A 19,186-nucleotide genomic window follows, 5' to 3' on the forward strand; every position below is an offset into this window, starting at 1 on the left:
TTCCTGGAGAAGTACCCAAGTGGCTCAAGGGGACCCTCTGCTAAGGGGTTAGACTGCGTAAGTGGTGCGAGGGTTCGAATCCCTCCTTCTCCGTAGTAACATTCTCACAATTACATATGGCCCGTTGGTCAAGGGGTTAAGACACCTCCCTTTCACGGAGGTAACAGGGGTTCGAATCCCCTACGGGTCACCAACTTATTATCGCGGGGTGGAGCAGTTCGGTAGCTCGTCGGGCTCATAACCCGAAGGTCGCAGGTTCAAATCCTGCCTCCGCAACCAAAAATATGAAATGAAAGATAGCATGGCATTTGCCGGTGTAGCTCAATTGGTAGAGCAACTGACTTGTAATCAGTAGGTTGGGGGTTCAAGTCCTCTCGCCGGCACCACTTGCGGAAGTGGCTCAGCGGTAGAGCATCGCCTTGCCAAGGCGAGGGTCGCGGGTTCGATTCCCGTCTTCCGCTCCAGTCTCGGGATGTAGCTCAGCTTGGTAGAGCACCTGGTTTGGGACCAGGGGGTCGCATGTTCAAATCGTGTCATCCCGACCAGTCAAAAATATAACTACTACATATAGAAGCTGTTTGCCTGAAGCTAATTTAGCCGGGTAGACGGCTTTTTTATTTTTACAGAGCTTTTTTGAAATTTCGGCAGGAAATTTAGAAAGACGTACATTTGCAGATGATGTAACCTCGGTCCGAGGCAGGCAATTGTAGAAATGGCGACTTGTAAGCAATGTGAGCTCGGCTTGAGAGAGAAAAGTGTGCGAATGACGAGCTGTAAGCGAGGTGACCTCGGTTGGAGAGTTGAAGCACTGTTAAGGAGAAGCAGCTTGCTTACCTACCGGGCGCCCCTTTTTTGTCGAGAATTTGCCGAGAATGTCCTGATACAATGAATATTGTAAATTTATGCAAGATGGCATCATTAAATCAGGTCACAGGAGGAGAATGAATCGTGCAGCAATTCAAAGTACATATGATGAAAACGCTAATATGCATGCTTACCTTTATGCTGATTATGACAAGCATGCCTATACCCAGCATGTACACATCCGTTACAGCTGCGACATTGTCATGGGGAAATGTGGGCGACGGCAGCATATCCGAGGTGTATTCGTACAATCCCGTTCTCTCAGAAGATAGTAACGGCGTGCTTCATGCAATGTTCCAAGATTCCATGAGCGGTGAATTTGTCGTAAAAAATCTGGCTGGCAACAGTTGGGCAGATGCAGGGAAAGCGGAGGTATCCACCGGTCCCTACCATTTCGCTATGAGTCGTCAGAATAAAGCCTTTGCCGTCTATGTTGATTATGATCATGGCAGCAAGGCAAGTGTAATCGAGATTACTCCATCAAGCTGGAGTTATGTGGGGGCTGCAGGATTTTCCGATCATGCGGTGAAGGCTCCGCGGCTGGTTTTCAATGGAGATACGCCATATGCTGCATATATCGACGGCAGCTTCGGATCGCAGCAAGCCATCGTTATGAAATATAACGGCATAACTTGGGAGACGATCGGCGAGTTGCCTGGCGCTGCAGATCAAATCGAGCTCAAGGTCGACATAACTGGAAGCGTATATGCAACTTTCATCGATGAAGGAGCTGGCAGATCGCTATCCACGATGAAATATTCTGGAGTTTCGTGGGAATATGTAGGGAGCAGAGGGTTTACGAATGAGGAAGTCAACACATTCGACGTGGCGGTCACAGCCACTTCCGTGCCGGTTGTAGCCTATACCGACACTAATGATCAGGCGGTGGCATCTCTGTATGACGGCAGCCAATGGACGATCATAGGCAACAAAGGGTTTACAGACGGGGGAGTGCTGGATCTCGACATTGAAGCTACTTCCAATCATGATTTGTATCTATTGTATAAGGACGCAGTAACGAAGAAAGCAAATGTTTTTATGAAGAGGGGGACGAACTGGGAAACGCTAGGGACGAAGAATTTCTCAAACGGCGAAATCTATCACCTGTTTTTAATGATCGGCAGCAGCAATAAGCCTTACGTCGCATATAGCAGCGCAGCGAATGCATTCAGAGTGAAAGTGGCTACCTTAATGACGACTTACTCTGTCACTTACCATGATAATGGAGCCGATTCAGGCGACTTGCCGATTAATGACAACGTCTACACGGAAGGTGAATTGGTTACCATTGAGGGCAACTGGTATGATCTGAAGAAGGAAGACCATTATTTTGACGGATGGACGTTAACGCCATCACCTGTCGTAACCGACAGTGTGTACTACTCCTGGGACGAGTTAAGAATAGGACAAGAAGATGTTCATCTCTATGCGAATTGGAAGCTTAATCCGCCTACCGACAAGCCGACGCTGGAAGCAAGCGCAGGAGACGGCAGCGCTGAACTGACATGGAATGCGATAGACCGTGCTTCCTATTACAATATATACGTGAAGAGCGAGGAGACGGATTATAGCTACACATGGCTTGATAATACAATGGAACTAACCTACACAGCCGAAGGACTGGTCAATGACTCCGTCTATTATTTCTTGATAGAGCCCGCCAACGGCAACGGAGCAGGAGATTGCTTGTCCAATGCAGTGAAGATCATTCCACTGTCCGCTGAGCAGCCGACATTACCTTATGTCAGCATCGCCAGCAACAGCTCGACGGACCCGATTGCAAGAAGGGGGAACACAATTGCCTTAACCTTCGTATCCAGCCATAAGCTGAGCAGCTTGCCAGTCGTTACGATTGCGGGACAAGCCGCAGTTGTGACGAATAACGGCAATCAGCGCTATACTGCAGCGTATACATTAAGCGGAGTCGAGAGCATAGGAGAGATTACGTTCACGATCGACTTCGTCAGTGTAGCGGGCAAGGCAGGGAAGCAAGTAACTCTGACCACAGACGGCAGCAACTTAACGTATAGCAACAGTCCGACAGAGATTCCCGTTCTTAGCGGTGTTGTGGGAGATGGCAGTGTATTGCTGTCATGGAGTGAAGCAGAAGGGGCCACACGTTATCATGTCTTCATGAAAGACCCTCAGAAAGATGTGCAATACGAACAGATGGCTACCGTGACCGAATCGACTTATGAAGTGACGGGCTTGACGAATTCATTGCCGTATTACTTCAAGGTTGAGGCGGCCAACGATGACGGGACAAGCATGCCGTCTAATGAAATCAGGCTTATACCGCTTTCGCTGGCAGTTCCAGTCTTGCCTTATGTCAGCATCGCCGGCAGCGGTTCATCCCGGACTTATGTCAGCAAGGGAGACGACATTACGCTAACGTTCGTGTCCAGTCTGCAGCTGAAGCAGCTGCCGATAGTCACGATCGCAGGCCAGACAGCGTCTGTGGCAGATGACGGCAATCAGCGCTTTACGGCGGCTTATACGCTTGATGGAAGCGAAGACCGGGGCGAATTGAAATTCTCGGTCGATGTCATCTCTGAAGCCGGAATCGCAGGAGAGCAAGTTACGTCTACAACGGACGGAAGCAAGCTTATACATGGGAGTCCACCATCGTCGGGAGGCTCTGTTGTTCCTCCATCCAACGAACAACAGATTGATGCGGAGATCGTGGACCCGAGCGGTGCTTCACTCTTCGAAGCGGCTATCAAGCGAACGACGGACGCGAGCGGCAAGAGGAGAGACGAAGTGACGATCGCTATGGAAGAAGCGGAAGCGATAACGAAGCAGTTGGTTGAAGCGAAGCGGAGAACGGCGAAGCTTGTCCTTCCGGATAAGAAGGATGAAGTATATGCAGCCCATGTGCTGCTCACGAAGGATGCGGCTGAGAAGCTGCGTGAGCAGGAGATTGATCTTGAAATCGATACGAAGCATGCGATCATACGCATTCCCCAACAATCGTTGACGGAACGCGACGACGATATCTACTTCCGCATTGCGCCTATGCGGGATAGCGGCAAGCAGCAGGAAGTGATGACGCGTGCCGGTGCGAATGAGGCGGTCATACAGGCGGTTGGTCCAGGCGGAATAAGCTTGCTGGGCCGTCCGGTGATAATTGAGACGAATATGCAGAAGACGCCGGTCGATCTCGTTCTACCGATTGACATCGATGACATCTCCGGTGCGGCAGAGCAGGATATCGCGATCTATATTGAACATAGCGACGGCTCGAAGCAATGGCTGCAAGGCAAGCTTGTCAACATTGACGGTACGGATCGACAAGGAATCGCCTTCACTGTGAACAAGTTCAGCACTTTCTCGCTCGTATATGGTCATCAATTGCAAGATTACTTCATCGAGGAGCAGGCTCATGCGCCTCGACACGCCGCCTATATGAATGGGTATGATGACGGATTGTTCCAGCCGGACAAACAGGTGACGCGTGCAGAGATGGCGGTCATGCTAAGCCGGGCACTGGAACTCGGCGAGGCGAAAAATGGCAAGGTATTCACGGATATGAAGCATGATCATTGGGCGAAGGAGGCGATCGCTCAAGTGTCTGCCGCAGGCTTGATGAGCGGATATGGCGATGGCAGCTTCATGCCGATGAAGCCGATGACGAGAGCGGAGATGGCCAGCATAATCACTCGTTATATCAAAGAGGCTGAAGAGAGCGATGGGCAGCATTTCAACGACACACGGGGCCATTGGGCAGCAGCGGCGATACTGAAGGCGCAAGCGGCCGGCATAATTGCCGGTTATGACGATGGCACGTTCCGTCCGGATCAGTCCTTGACGAGAGCGCAAGCCGTCATGATGATCAACAGGCTTGTTGGCAGAGGACCGCTTTACGGTATGGAGCCTAAGTGGAAGGACGTTCCGATCAGCCATTGGGCGTTCCATTATATTCAGGAAGCGTCTATCGATCACAGTTACGAGAGACTAGACAATGGCGGCGAGAAGCACGTAGAAGAGACATAACGAATAACCCTCTTTCAAGCTTCGACGGCTCTCGATTGACGAGCGCTGTCGAAGCTATTTGCTTGCTGCCGGTTCCGGTCGAAGGGGATATCTACTATACTGTTAGGTAATTGCGTTGATCATCACGGCAAGGGTGAGAAGGAGAATGCCATGCGAAGACAATGGAGAGTGAAGAACAAGGCCATTCTGCTAGTCGGTATTGCCTTTGCGGTGGCTGCCGCCTTATGGATCGTTATACAGCCGGGACCGGACGACAATCCGGTGAAGCCGATGGCAGAGCATGGCGAGCTGGACTTGTCGAATTGGCGATTCGGCAGCGATGGTGCGGTCAGGCTGGACGGGCAGTGGGCTTTGTATTGGGAAGAGCTGTTGACTCCTCATGATTTCGAGAAGCTCGATGTCAGTCGTCGCGAGCCGATGTATGCGAATGTGCCCAACATATGGTCATCGTATAATAGAGACGGCAAGCCTCTGTCCGGTGAAGGTTATGCGACGTATCGCCTTCGCGTTCGGTTGAACCCTTCCGCCATACCGAAGGAACTGGCATTGAAGCTCCCCACGATGTCGACGGCATGCAGGCTATGGGTGAACGGGGAGGAGCTTGCCCAATGCGGCACCGTATCAAGGGACAAGGAGTCGGCAAGCCCCAGGTTCGCACCGCAGTCGTTAAGCTTTCCGGTACAATCGAACAGGCTGGATATCATTGTGCAGATTTCGAACTATTCCTATAACAGCGGCGGCATGTGGTATGCGATGAATCTGGGGCTGCCGGAGCAAATAAGCGCTTACCGCGATATAGGCCTAAGTCTGGATATGACGCTGTTCGGCATCTTTCTGTTCATGGGGTTGTATCATATTTTTATTTTTTCGCAGCGGCGTGACATGAAGACGGCACTGCTGTTCGGTGTCGGCTGTCTGATCGGCAGCATGCGATTGCTGGTGTCGGGAGAAATTTTTGTTTTGGAGCTTTTTCCGCAGCTGGAAATTTCCATATTGACAATGGTATCGTATTTCACCTATTACGGCGGTATTATGTTTTTCATCCTGTACTTGCGTCAGCTGTATCCAGAGGAGATGCCGAAGAGATTCACGGGAATTGTCGTATCGATATGCATCCTGTTCATTCTCTCCGTATGGCTATCGCCGATGTCTTTTTATACGGATAGTATCCTCTACTACCATTTGATAATGCTGATTGTCAATGTGAAGCTGATTCATGTTATCTGGCTTTCCGTCAAGCGGAAGCGTCCGGGAGCGAGACTGCAGTTTTTCGGAATTATTTTTTTTATTCTGACCTTTATCATCGATATTGCGATCAATGCGTTCTACGCCGGCGCTATATTCCGCAACACGCTGCTCTTCTATATGCTGGACCGTCAAATGATTCTGATGGGACTGTTCGTGCTCGTATTCGTACAGGCTATCGTGCTGGCTAACCGGTATTCCAGCGCATTCCATACGATTGAAGCCATGTCCGAGACACTGATCAGGCAGAACAAGATGAAGGATGAATTTCTCGTCAATACATCGCATGAATTAATTACGCCATTGCACGGCATCATGAACTTGTCGCAAGCGATGCTGGAAGGCGCAAAGGGGCCGATGAACAAGGAGCAGCAGCATAACCTGACAACGGTCGTGTCCGTGACGAGACGATTGACGAAGCTGATATACGATATTATGGACTATTCCAAGCTGAGAAACGATGACATCAAGCTGAACAAGCGGAATGTATCGCTTCATGCCATCATGCGGGCCAACGGTGATGTATTCCTCCACTTGATTGACGACAAGCCGGTAGAGCTGCACATCGATGTACCAGAGTCGCTGCCTCATGTTTATGCGGATGAAGACAGACTACAGCAAATTTTATACAACTTGATCGGCAATGCGGCAAAATTTACGCATGAAGGCCGGATCGCAGTAGCCGCTTGCGAACGCAACGGCATGCTGGAGGTTACCGTCTCCGATACAGGCATCGGCATTAGCGAAGAGAAGCATGAACAGATCTTTCAATCCTTCGAGCAGGTGGGCAAAGCAGTAGCGAACGAATACGGGGGAACGGGACTGGGCTTGTCGATTACGAAAGGGCTAGTCGAGCTAAGCGGCGGAGAGATTCACGTCCGGTCCATACCCGGACAAGGCTCCACCTTCACATTCACCTTGCCTATTGCGGTACAGGAAGAAGCGGAGCGTGCGCAACATCCTTCACGCATACCGACGGAACAGGTGGCGAATCGTCTTGGCGTCGCCAATGAACTAGTCGTTCAGCCGGCAAGCTATGTGAATACGATTTTGGCGGTTGATGATGATGCTACGAATATTCAAGTTATCGCTGGCGTACTGGCGAAGGAGCCTTACCGAATTATAACTGCAGGCAACGGAAATGAAGCGTTGCGCATATTGGCGAGTGAAGAACGGATCGATTTGGTCATTCTCGATGTGATGATGCCGGGAATAACCGGTATAGAAGTGGCTAGGACGATTCGGCATACACATTCGCTGACGGAGCTGCCGATCTTGCTGGTGACGGTGAAGAACGGCCGGGAGGACATGCTGGAGGGGTTTCAAGCCGGGGCGAACGACTTCTTGACCAAGCCGTTTCACTCCTATGAACTAAGGGCTAGAGTTCGCACGCTATTGGAGCTGAAAAATTCGGTTAATCAGGCGGTAGAAGCGGAACTGGATTTTCTAAGGGCGCAGATAAAACCGCATTTCCTCTACAATGCATTGAATACGATCATCGGCATATGCCCTAGAGATCCGAAGCATGCCAGTCTCCTGCTAAAGCAGTTAAGCCAATATCTTCGCGGCAGCTTCGACTTCCAGAACAAGGAGAAGCTGATTCCCATCGATAAAGAAATGGAACTGATCCGATCGTATTGCCATATCGAGAAAGCGCGCTTCAAGGACAGGCTGAACATCCGATACGATTGCGATGAGCTGGCTGGTACGTGCATACCTCCGTTAAGCATACAGCCGCTTATCGAGAATGCGATTCGCCACGGTGTAATGAAACGGCTGGAGGGAGGAACAGTGCGCTTATCTATTCAGAGGGAAGGGGCGTATATTCGCATTGCGGTGGAGGATGACGGTGTCGGTATTTCCGGCGAGGTGCTGTCCACTCTTCTTCTAAGTGAGAATAAGAGCCGGGGAGTGGGATTGCGAAATATTCACCAGCGTCTAATGAACATGTACGGACACGGCCTGCAAATGGAAAGCGAATATGGCCAAGGGACAAAAGTCATGATGGATATTCCCTATGCGGGGAAGGAGTCGGGAGCAGCTTATGATAAGAGTCGTACTGATTGACGATGAAGAAAGCGCGCTGGACGCTTTGCAGGACGAGCTTGCGGATTATGAATATATTGTTATTGCCGGAAAGTATACGAATCCGCTGCATGCCATGCAGATGCTGAGGGCGGAAGGGACTGGCATCGATATCGTATTTCTGGACATTGAGATGCCTGGCATGAACGGCCTTCAGGCAGCGGAAGAAATAATGGAGGCTCATTCCGCTATCGATATCGTATTCATTACGGCGTATGATCAGTATGCCATTGAGGCGTTCGAGGTGAATGCGATCGATTACTTGCTTAAGCCCGTCATGCCGGAACGATTGGCGAAGACGGTCCGGAAGTGGAGCCATAACCGAAAGCGATTGACGGGCAGCTCTGTGAAGGAGAAGCGGTGGGTGTGCGAACTGACCTGCTTCGGCTCCTTCCAATTGCATCATGGTTCGGACGGAGAGAAGACGATCAGGTGGCGTACAAAGAAAACTAAGGAACTGTTCGCCTACTTCATTCATCATCAGGGGAATGCGATTCACAAGTCGCTCATCATTCGGGATATATGGCCCGATATCGATGAAGAACGCGCCTTGGCGAACATTCATACCAGCGTATACTATATACGCAAGATGATTAAGGAATTCGGGCTGGATAGAAATTTGATTGTATCGTATATGAATGATTGCTATAAAATGATGATGAAAAATGCGGAATGCGATGTGAACCGCTATCTCATGGCTGCAGAGCTTGATTCGGATGCGATGCCGAACGCTATAGAGCATATGGAAGCCGCCTTGCGTCTGTACCGGGGAGATTATCTGGCTATGGAAGGATACGCATGGGCCATACCGCGGCAGCAGAAGCTGCGATCCATATATAAGGATATGGTCGCGAATACGACCCGGTGCTATGAGCAGTCGGGGCGGTATAGCGAAGCCGTCGCATTGCTGCGGGAGGCAACCGATCATCAGCCCGAGCTCGAGGAACTGCACGCGCTACTGCTTCGGATGCTAAGGCTGTCAGGCGATGAAGCTGCTGTGGAAGAGCATTACCGGCATGTGGAGACATTGCTGCGCGAGGAGTACGGGGTGGAGCCGGGAGAGGCGATTGCTTCAATCTACAGGGAGCATTGAATTTCTAAATAAGGGCAGGGTAGCCTGGAAGAATAATTCCGCACATCATGGGCAAAGTACTCTTGACTGCTGCATATGACAGGATGAGAGGAGACCATGAAATGAGAAGAAGAATAGGGCTGATGCTGCTTGCGTCATTAATGATGACTGTCGCCATGTGTGGCGGCATTGCTGAGGCCGCTTCTCCCGGCGTCTATCACTTCGGCTTCAAGAGAAGCGTCGGAGGCCAACTGCCATCTATAGACGAAGAAGGCTTCAAGCCGATCATCACGAAGCATGGCGCGATGTTCCTCGGCGATACCAGCAAGAAGGAGCTGTTCCTGACGTTCGACAACGGTTATGAGAATGGGCTGACGGGGCAAATTCTGGACGTGCTGAAAGATAGAGGAGTGCCGGCGACGTTCTTCGTAACGGGCCATTATGTGAAGGATCAGCCGGAGCTGCTGAAGCGCATGGCTGAGGAGGGGCACATTATCGGCAATCACTCCTGGAGCCATCCCGATATGACGACACTGTCCGCGGAAGCGATCAGGACAGAGTTGAATAAGGTGAAGGAGCAGGTAACCGCGATAACCGGCCAACAGGCGATGAATTACTTGCGGCCGCCCAGAGGGATATTCAACGAGCATGTGCTGGCATCCAGCAGAAGCGCCGGCTACACAAGCGTCTTCTGGTCGATCGCATACAAGGATTGGGATGTGAATGCGCAGCGCGGAGCGCAATATGCTTACGAGCAAGTGATCAAGCAGCTTCACCCTGGCGCTATTATTCTGCTGCACTCCGTATCGAAGGACAATGCTGGAGCGCTTGGCAGAATCATCGATGAGGCGCGACGGCAAGGCTATGATTTCAAATGCTTGGATGAGCTGGCTCTGGAATAAGGGCAAGCCGGGGCAAGCCCTGCTTTCGGGAAGCAGGCTTGCCGGCGGCTCCGGATGTATGTTTGTCAGGACAGCTTGCTTTCATTCGGCTGTGCGGCGAAAAACGTTTTCAACGCCGTGTAAACCTCGCTCCGGTCCTTAATGATGGAATACATAAACTTCTTGTGGTTAATATGCTTGTAGGCGGCCATAAGCGTGCTGCTTCGATTGTACTGGTTCACTTCGCCATAGCCGAACATATTGCATCGCTCCATCATTTGGCTGATGAGCTTCACGCACCGCTCGTTGTCGGACGTCAGGTTGTCGCCGTCGGAGAAGTGGAACGGGTAGATGTTCCAGTATTCCGTCGGATAGCGGCTCGTAATAATATCAAGCGCCTTCTGGTAAGCGGAAGAGCAGATCGTGCCGCCGCTCTCGCCGCGGGTGAAGAACTCCTCCTCCGTCACCTCCTTGGCTTCCGTATGATGGGCGATGAACACGATATCGACATGCTCGTATTTGCGGCGCAGGAAGCGGGTCATCCAGAAGAAGAAGCTGCGCGCGCAATATTTCTCGAAGGAGCCCATGCTGCCCGAAGTGTCCATAAGAGCAAGAATAACCGCATTGGATTGCGGCTTCACAATTTCTGTCCATGTCTTGTAGCGGAGATCGTCGGGCGATATGCCGCCGATGCCGGACTTGCCTGCATTGGCATTGCGGCGCAAGTTCTCCAGCAGCGTCCGCTTCTTGTCGATGTTGGACATGATCCCCTTCTTGCGGATGTCGGTGAATACGACCTCCCTCGTCTGCAGCTGCTCCTTCTGCTTCTGCTCCAGATTGGGCAGCTCCATCTCCTCGAACAGCATATCCTCGAGCTGATCGATGCTGATCTCGTTGTCCAGAATATCCTCTCCCGGCTGATCGCCGGCTTCTTTCCCTTTGCCCGCCCCTTTCGCCGCTTGAGGGTCGACCCCCAGCACATCCCCTACCTGGGAATCGCCGTCTCCTTGTCCCACATGCTGCTTCTTGTTGTAGTTGTACACGAAGTGGGATTCATCCAGGCTTTTGATCGGCACTCTTACCGTCTTGCGACCGTCCGACAATATAATGCTCTCATCCGAGACAAGATCGGGAAGATTTTGCTTGATCGCTTCTCTTACCTTCTCCTGATGTCTGGCCTGATCGGTATAGCCTTTGCGATGCAGCGACCAATTTTCCCGGGAAACGATAAATAACGGATGCGAACTCATTCATTCCACCTCATTCCCGTTAGTTTGTATAGCGTAGCGACAACTATACGGACCGTTGTTAATCAATATATTCATGCGGGGAGAGGTTATGTGAACGAAATTCGTCCAAATCTAGCGTAAAGCTGGCGGGACGGATGTTTTCTCTATTTCACCAGGGGAATAGGCTTGCAGCGCAACAGATGGTAGAATAGATAAATAGTGTTTCGGAAGAGGGGACGTGACGCAAGTGAAGCTATTCCATACCGCGGATTGGCACTTGGGCAAGCTTGTTCAGGGAGTATACATGACAGAAGACCAGCGCCATGTGCTGGAGCAGTTCATCGCCGCCATTAAGGATGAGCGGCCGGATGCGGTCATTATAGCGGGAGATCTGTACGATCGGGGCGTACCGCCTACCGAGGCGGTGGAGCTGCTTAACGAGGTGCTGGAGAGAATCGTGATGAAGTTGAATACGCCCGTACTCGCCATCGCAGGCAACCATGACAGTCCGGACAGAATCAGCTTCGGGACAGGAATGATGGAGGAGAGGGGATTGTATTTGGCGGGTCAGCTCCGTCCCGGGCGCAAGCCGGTCGTGCTGCGCGATGAGCACGGAGAAGTGCATTTTCATCTGATGCCGTATGCCGATCCTTCCATCGTACGGCATGCGCTGGGAGACGAGAGCGTGCGCAGCCACAACGATGCGGCGAGAGCTTGGGTAAGCCGGATTCAGGAAGAGATGGACGGTTCGGCGCGCCATGTGCTGATCGGCCATCTGTTCGCCACGCCTTCCGGCGAGCAGGAGCCCAATACGAGCGAATCCGAGCGTCCGCTGGCGATCGGAGGCGCGGAGCATGTGAACGCAGTCCACTTCGAGCGCTTCCATTATACCGCTCTCGGTCATCTGCACCAGGCCCATTATGTACGGCATGAACGTATCCGCTATGCCGGTTCGCCACTGAAGTACTCCATCTCCGAGGAGCGGCACGACAAGGGCTACTACATCGTTCATCTGGATGCGGCAGGAGAAGTTGCTCTGGAGAAGCGTTCCTTGAAGCCGCTGCGCGACATGCGCAGAGTGGAGGCCCTCATCGAAGAGCTGGAGAAGCATCCGGTGAACGAGGATTATGTATATGTGACGCTGTTGAACGAGCATCCCGTGCTGTTCCCGATGGAGAAGGTAAGGGCCGTCTATCCCAATGCGATGCATGTGGAGCGGAGAATGCCGGTCAGGACAAACGATGGAGATCGGGAGAATGGCGCCGCGCTTGCGGCAGTCGGCAGACACGATCGGAACCCTGTGGAGCTGTTCGCGGCCTTCTATGAGGAAGTGAACGGCGCCTCGCTGTCGGAAGAGAAGCGGGAGCTGTTCGCAACAGCCTATGACGATCAGCTGCGGGAGGAGGGCGACGGAAGATGAGACCGCTGAGACTTACGATGACGGCGTTCGGGCCGTACAGGGACAGCGAGACGGTTGATTTCACCCAGCTGGAGAATCATCGTCTATTCGTTATATCCGGCAATACAGGCGCAGGCAAGACTTCGATCTTCGATGCTGTCTGCTTCGCGCTCTACGGCTCGGCAAGCGGTGAAGACCGCTCCGACGTACGGATGCTGCGGAGCCACTTCGCCGATGAAGAGACGCATACGTCCGTGGAGCTTGACTTCGTCATCCGTGACAAGCGTTACCGCGTCTTCCGGCAGATGAAGCATCGCAAGAGCGGCAACCGGAGCGAGACCGGCGAGAAGACGGAGCTGTACGAGATAGTCGGCGATGAGGCGGTGCCCGCGACGGACCGGTTCATGGCGACGGAGGTGAATGCGCGTCTGCAAGCCGTTATCGGCTTGACGAAGGAGCAATTCAGCCAGATCGTCATGCTGCCGCAAGGGGAATTCCGCAAGCTGCTTACCTCCGATACGGACAATAAGGAGGACATCTTGCGCCGCATATTCCGGACGGAGCTGTATGAGCGGCTGGAGAGACGCTTTCACGGCGAAGTGCGGAGCCTGCAGGATACGCTGAAGGAAGAGCGCGCGGGAGTGGATGCGCTGATGCGGCAGGCGGAGGAAGCTCTTCCGGCACGCGAGGACAGCAGCTTGCATGAGACATTCCGGCAAGACGTCTATAGCGCGGCTCAGGTGAAGGAAGGACTGCGCCGCGAGGCGGAGCATTACAGAGCAGAGGCGGCTGTCGCAAGCAGGAGGAAGAAGGAGCTTGGCGAGCGGTTGGACGAGCGGCAGCTGCGGCTGCAGGCAGCGCTGGAGCTGAACCGGCGTCATGACGATTGGGCGATCAAGCAGGAGGAGCAGCGGCGGCTGCTGGAGCGAAAGCCGGATGTGGAGCAGCAAGAACGGGAATTGGAGCTGGCCCGGAGAGCCGCAGGTCTGGCGCCCTATGAGGAGCAAGCCCGCCGTGCGGAAGAGAGTTCGCGCATGAAGCGGGAAGAGCACGCGAGGAGTCTGAAGCAATGGCAGGAGGCGGAACGCGCGCTTGAAGCGGCGACGGCCCGCTACCGGCGGGAAGCGGAGCGCGAAGAGATCCGTCAGGAGGCGAGGCTTGCAGTTCACCGGCTATCGGAGCTGCTGCCGGCCGTCGACTCGCTGGCCGATCAGCAGCGGGAGCTGGAGCAGCTGCAGCGCAAGGAGCGAGAGACGGCGGCCGAGCTTGCAACGGCGGAGGGGGCCTACCGGGCTGGCAAGGAGAAGCATGCGACGCTGCAAGGCGCCATTCGCGGATTGGAAGCGAGCGTGGCCAAGCTTCCGGAGACGGTTCAGCAGCTTCGCCAGGTAGAGCTGCAAGGGAAGGAAGTGAAGCGGCAGCTTCAGCTCGCGGAAGAGCTGAGCCGTCACGACGAGATGGAGAGCAAGTCTGCGCGGCAGCTGGATGAGCTTCGCTCGCAATATGGGGAGCTGGAGAGGCGCTGGATTGAAGGACAGGCCGGCCTGCTGGCGTCCCATCTGCATGATGGCAAGCCTTGTCCCGTATGCGGCAGCGAATCGCATCCCGGGAAGGCGGAGCTGCAGACGGATATGCCGTCGAAGGAATCATTGCAGGAAGCGAAGGAATATCTGTCCGCCGTAGAGCGCGAGCTGCTCGCCGTGAAGGCCCAGGCGGCAGCTGCCCTTCAGCAGCAGGAGGCAGGCATGGCGGAGCTTGCCGAGTATGGGATGGAGTCCTTGAGCGGCGGCGACGCTGCGGGGCTGATGAGCAGGCTGCAGGAAGCGCAAGGCGGGCTGCGCGCCCAGTGGCGCACGCTGAAGGCGGAGACGGACGCCATGCAGGGAGATGCCGCCAGACTGGAGGAACAGCGCGCGAGTCTGCTGCAGCTGGAAGCGGAGCTTGTCCGGCTGGAGGGCGCACGAGAAACGCTGCAGGGGGACGGACAGCAGCTTATGCTGCAGCGTGCCGGTGCGGAATCTGCGCTGGCGAAGGAGCTAGACCGGATACCGGAGGAGCTGCGATCGCCGGAGCAGCTGCGCCTCCAGCTTCGCAAGCGGCAAGCGGAGGCTTCCGCCATGGAGCAGGCGTGGAAGGAAGCGCAGGAAGCTATGCAGCGGATGTCCACTCGCGGCGCCGAGCTGAAGGCTTATTCGGAGCAGGCGGACCTGTCGCAGAAGGCTGCGGCGAAGGATGCGGAGGAATACAGAGCGCTGATGGCGGACAAGCTGATGCTGGCCGGCTTCACTTCTCTGGATGAATACCGTGCGGCAGTGAAGTCTGAAGAAGGGATGACAGCGATGCAAGCGGGGATCGAGAGCTACCGGTCCGCGGTGCATGCGCTGGAGAGCGCACAGGCAGCGCTTCGGCAGGAGCTTCACGACAAGCCGAGGATTGATCCGGAGCCGCTCAGGGAGGAGATTGCGGCATGCAAGCGGGAGCATGAGGCGGCAATCGCCGGCGAAGGCGCCGCGCTCCGGTACGAGCGGGATGCCGTTCGGCTGGAAGCGGCCATCGGGGCCAGAGCGGGCAAGGCCGCCGAGCTGGAGAGCAAGCTGGAGAGCGTGCTCGACATCTATGCGATGTTGAAGGGCGACAATGCGCTGAAGATGTCCTTCGAACGATACATTCTGATTGAATATCTGGAGCAAATATTGGCGATGGCCAATGAGCGGCTGAAGGGACTCTCCGGCGGCCAGTTCCAACTGGTGCGCAGCGACAGGCTGGAGGCGAGAGGGAAGCAAAGCGGTCTTGGGCTGGATGTATACGACGCCTATACAGGCCAGAACAGAGATGTGAAGACATTGTCCGGCGGCGAGAAGTTCAATGCATCTCTCTGTCTGGCGCTCGGCATGTCGGACGTCATCCAGTCCCATCAAGGCGGAGTATCCATCGAGATGATGTTCATCGACGAAGGGTTCGGCTCCCTTGACGAGGAGTCGCTGCACAATGCGATCGCCGCGCTCGTCGATCTGCAGCGGGCGGGACGGATGATCGGAGTCATCTCTCACGTCGGCGACTTGAAGGAAGCCTTCCCTGCATGCCTGGAGGTGACCAAGTCGAGAGAAGGCTTCAGCCGAACGGAGATTGTACTGAGGCAATAGCAATAGCGTTTACAGAATCACCCGATAATGTGAGTTCTGCTTCGAAGCTTATTGAGGGACTTTGCGGGAATCCCGGAGTTTATCGGCGATTATGTACAAAAAAATCCGGAGCTTCCTATAAGGAAACTCCGGAGCAAGCCGGCTGGACAGACAGGGCACAAGATACTTTAGATGGCGCCTGCCGCACCCGCCATCATACTGATGATGACAAGCACGACTACGCCAACGGCTATGAGAGCGTTCAATACGATGCCAAGCACGCTGAACACCTTCTTGCGGTTCTTCATCACCGCGCCTACAATTCCCAGAATAAGCCCGATGACCGACAAGCCGATCGATACGATGAACAACAGGCCGGCAGCCATAATTCCGGCTATAGCGGAGTCGCCTTCTAATATTTGGGCTTCCAGCGATTCCGGGTCCAGCGTACCCATGTTGATAAATTCGGCAGTGAAGGACACGGCCAGTACGACCGTGACGATAGCTGCCAATATGGCGAGCAGCGCGATGATGAAGGAGGCGATCCCCAGTCCTGAATGCTTCAGCGTCTCGGGGGCGCCGTGCATGCCGGGCGGGGGCGGCACCGGCTCGAAGGTGGAGAAGCCGCCGTCCGGCGTTTTGTTTTCGTATTGGTTTTGGTCATTGTTCATATGATCTCGCTCCTTTATGGACTACGCTCAATTATACACAACATGCGAAAGGGTTGAAAACAAATGTTTCCAAAATATTTTATCATTGGCGCGGTCAACGCCGCAATTGCAATCGCGCTTGGCGCCTTCGGCGCTCACGGGCTTGAGGACAAGCTCACTCAGCATTACCTGGACGTATTCGAGACAGGGGTTCGCTATCATATGTACGGCGCGCTGGGACTGATGCTGATCGCTTTGCTGGACAAGGCGATCCAGGGCAGCAAGCATGTTCGGACAGGGGGAAGGCTGCTGCTGACGGGCATCGTCATCTTTAGCGGAAGCCTGTATATTCTGGCGGTAACCGGCTTCTCCAAGCTGGGAATGATTACGCCGATAGGCGGTGTAGCGATGCTTGCCGGCTGGGTGTTCGTTATTGCGGGCGCGGCAAAAACGAGGTAATTCGACACAATTCGTCTTTTTCCTGCAAAAAAACAAGCTGCATTAGCAAATATTTCTATGACAAAATTTTAATATCGTTTATAATGGTACTAGTTGTCACTTGACTCGAATTCAGAGGAAGGAAGTTTGCGTGTGGCGAAAGATAAGGATAATTCTCCCGGATCGGAAATGGAAGGGAATCGATGGCTGGCACTGAACGATCCTTGGTTCATCAGCGCAATGATGACCGTCATGGCGATACTATGGGTAGTCGTTTCGTTTCTACTCGTTTCCAACGCCTTGTACCGCTGGATTTCTTTGGCGATTGCCGCTTCTTTGCTGGCATGCGCTATCGTCATTTACTTTAAACGCATATCTTTTGCAAGCTTCCACAAATATCATACGCCGATTGTCGAGACGATTCTTCGCTCGGAGGCGGTGCCCATTGCGGTGCTGGACCGGGACGGCAACATTGTCGAGCTGAACGAAGCTTCTGTCCGCATGCTTGGCCATCAACGCACGGATATGGTCGGAGCGCCCATCATGCGCATGATTGATCCCGCTAGCCGGATCGCCTTCCAGCAATGCCTGGAACAAGCGCTTGAGGGCGGTACGATACAGAGCAACATTCATATGATGCACCGGACGGGCTTCCCGCTGGAGCTGCAGGCCGTATGTGCGCCGATGGTGCAGGACGATGAAGTGATCGGCATGCTGATGATCTGTCACGATCTAAGCGACAGGAAACGCAATGTGGAGCGGATTCGCTACATGGCCTATTACGACGATATGACGGGGCTGCCCAACCGCACACTATTCCAGACCAGGCTGACGGAGAGTCTGATTCGCGCCAAGGAAGACGAGAAGCTGCTGGGCATCTGCTATCTGGATCTGGACCGCTTCAAGCTGGTTAACGCATCGTTCGGACGGGAATTCGGCGATATGCTGCTCATGCAGGTGGCTGACCGATTGAACCGGGGATTATCTGAGCAGGATTTCGTAGCGCGAATGGAGGGTGACGAATTCGCAATTATCCTGCATGATGTGGAATCCGAAGTCCAATTGCTGGAGAGGGCCAGAGACGTTCTGAAGGCGATTGAAGAGCCGTACGAGCTGAAGGGCTTCCCGCTGCACATTACAGCCAGCATGGGGGCCGTGACGAATCTTAACGATCAAGACGACGGCTATTCTCTGTTCAAGAAGGCGGATATGGCACTTGTCAAAGTGAAAGAAACGGGAAAAAACGATTGCATGCTTTATTCCGATACATGGAGCAATTCTTCATTCGAGCGTCTGACGTTGCAACATGAGATGTACCGCGCGATACAGCGGCAGGAGTTCATCCTGCACTATCAGCCGCAATACGAAATGGCTTCGGGCCGCATCGTCGGCATCGAAGCGCTGGTCAGATGGAACCATCCCGTGCGCGGAGAGCTGTCACCCGGAACGTTCATTCCTCTTGCGGAGGAGAGCGGGATGATCGTCCAGATCGGCGATTGGGTGCTGCTGGAGGCTTGTCGTCAGAACAAGGCCTGGCAGGATGCGGGATTGCCGAAGGTACCCATCTCAGTGAATTTGTCCATTCGACAGTTCTTGCAGCATGATCTGGCCAGCAAAATTCAGGAAGTCCTGAACGTGACGGGACTGGAACCGAAATATCTGGATCTTGAAATAACGGAATCAATGACGATCGATGTGAGCCTGGTCGCCAAGTGCCTGCTTGCCATTACAGACCTCGGCGTCGGAATTAGCGTTGACGATTTCGGCACCGGCTACAGCTCCTTCCACTACTTGAAGAACTTCCCGATTGATCGGCTCAAGATTGACCGTTCCTTCGTCCGGGATATCCAGCAGGACCCCAACGATGCGGAGATTGTGGCGGCCATTATTGCGATGGCTCACAACCTGAATATTCAAGTCATTGCCGAAGGCGTAGAGACGCTGGAGCAGGTAGAGTTTTTGAAGGCGCATCAATGCGACGAGATGCAGGGCTATTACCGAAGCCCACCCGTATCCAGCGACAGTTTGGAGCTTATGCTGCGAGCGGGTTAACAGGTGCAGAAGCAGGGCGCAGCGGAACCATAGGGTTCCGCTGCGCCCTGTTTGCATTATTCCCGTGTATCCGTTTTGTGTGGAAATGTGACTGTTGATCGGTGATATGCCGACTGTCTTCCCTTGGCGCTCCCAACCTATAATAAATGTGTAAGC

At 53.7% G+C, this 19,186-nt stretch carries 10 protein-coding genes and 6 tRNA genes; 14 read left to right on the plus strand and 2 right to left on the minus strand.

Annotated features, from left to right (window positions below; all coding sequences use genetic code 11):
- Window positions 1-5 precede the first annotated feature (5 nt).
- From M6D81_RS16780 to pdaA, 10 genes are all read left to right on the plus strand, one after another.
- Window positions 6-93 (plus strand) — tRNA-Ser (locus tag M6D81_RS16780).
- Window positions 94-118: 25 nt separating this feature from the next.
- Window positions 119-193: transfer RNA gene (locus tag M6D81_RS16785), tRNA-Glu, on the plus strand.
- A 9-nt stretch (window positions 194-202) separates the two neighbouring features.
- Window positions 203-279: transfer RNA gene (locus M6D81_RS16790), tRNA-Met, on the plus strand.
- Window positions 280-310: 31 nt separating this feature from the next.
- Window positions 311-386 (plus strand) — tRNA-Thr (locus M6D81_RS16795).
- Between the two features lie 3 nt (window positions 387-389).
- Window positions 390-464: transfer RNA gene (locus M6D81_RS16800), tRNA-Gly, on the plus strand.
- Between the two features lie 4 nt (window positions 465-468).
- Window positions 469-545, plus strand: a tRNA-Pro gene (locus M6D81_RS16805).
- A gap of 403 nt (window positions 546-948) precedes the next feature.
- Window positions 949-4,857, plus strand: coding sequence for an S-layer homology domain-containing protein (locus M6D81_RS16810; protein WP_262678077.1), 3,909 nt, complete (start codon window positions 949-951; stop codon window positions 4,855-4,857).
- A gap of 150 nt (window positions 4,858-5,007) precedes the next feature.
- Window positions 5,008-8,169, plus strand: a complete 3,162-nt coding sequence (locus M6D81_RS16815) for an ATP-binding protein (RefSeq protein WP_262678078.1) — start codon at window positions 5,008-5,010, stop codon at window positions 8,167-8,169.
- On the plus strand, window positions 8,147-9,280 hold the full coding sequence (locus tag M6D81_RS16820) for a response regulator (RefSeq protein WP_262678079.1): 1,134 nt from the start codon (window positions 8,147-8,149) through the stop codon (window positions 9,278-9,280). The genes M6D81_RS16815 and M6D81_RS16820 overlap by 23 nt, the downstream gene beginning before the upstream one ends.
- Window positions 9,281-9,420: 140 nt before the next feature.
- Window positions 9,421-10,161, plus strand: a complete 741-nt coding sequence (gene pdaA, locus M6D81_RS16825) for a delta-lactam-biosynthetic de-N-acetylase (protein ID WP_486187833.1) — start codon at window positions 9,421-9,423, stop codon at window positions 10,159-10,161.
- A 65-nt stretch (window positions 10,162-10,226) separates the two neighbouring features.
- Here pdaA and yhbH read toward each other — a convergent pair whose 3' ends face one another.
- Window positions 10,227-11,390, minus strand: a complete 1,164-nt coding sequence (gene yhbH, locus M6D81_RS16830; RefSeq protein ID WP_262678081.1) for a sporulation protein YhbH — start codon at window positions 11,388-11,390, stop codon at window positions 10,227-10,229.
- Window positions 11,391-11,616: 226 nt separating this feature from the next.
- Between yhbH and M6D81_RS16835 the strand changes: the two genes are divergently transcribed.
- Window positions 11,617-12,789: an exonuclease SbcCD subunit D gene (locus M6D81_RS16835; protein WP_262678169.1), complete on the plus strand. Its 1,173-nt coding sequence runs from the start codon at window positions 11,617-11,619 to the stop codon at window positions 12,787-12,789.
- Window positions 12,786-15,911 carry an AAA family ATPase gene (locus M6D81_RS16840; protein WP_262678082.1) on the plus strand — a complete coding sequence of 1,042 codons (3,126 nt, stop codon included), beginning with the start codon at window positions 12,786-12,788 and terminating at the stop codon, window positions 15,909-15,911. The genes M6D81_RS16835 and M6D81_RS16840 overlap by 4 nt, the downstream gene beginning before the upstream one ends.
- A 167-nt stretch (window positions 15,912-16,078) precedes the next feature.
- Here M6D81_RS16840 and M6D81_RS16845 read toward each other — a convergent pair whose 3' ends face one another.
- Window positions 16,079-16,561 (minus strand): hypothetical protein, encoded by a 483-nt coding sequence (locus tag M6D81_RS16845; RefSeq protein ID WP_262678083.1) that lies wholly within the window; start codon window positions 16,559-16,561, stop codon window positions 16,079-16,081.
- 63 nt (window positions 16,562-16,624) lie between these two features.
- Between M6D81_RS16845 and M6D81_RS16850 the strand changes: the two genes are divergently transcribed.
- Window positions 16,625-16,999 (plus strand): DUF423 domain-containing protein, encoded by a 375-nt coding sequence (locus M6D81_RS16850; protein ID WP_262678084.1) that lies wholly within the window; start codon window positions 16,625-16,627, stop codon window positions 16,997-16,999.
- A 132-nt stretch (window positions 17,000-17,131) separates the two neighbouring features.
- Window positions 17,132-19,030, plus strand: coding sequence for a putative bifunctional diguanylate cyclase/phosphodiesterase (locus tag M6D81_RS16855; protein WP_262678085.1), 1,899 nt, complete (start codon window positions 17,132-17,134; stop codon window positions 19,028-19,030).
- Window positions 19,031-19,186: the final 156 nt, after the last annotated feature.

This window comes from Paenibacillus sp. J5C2022, assembly GCF_025567625.1.
GTDB lineage: Bacteria > Bacillota > Bacilli > Paenibacillales > Paenibacillaceae > Pristimantibacillus.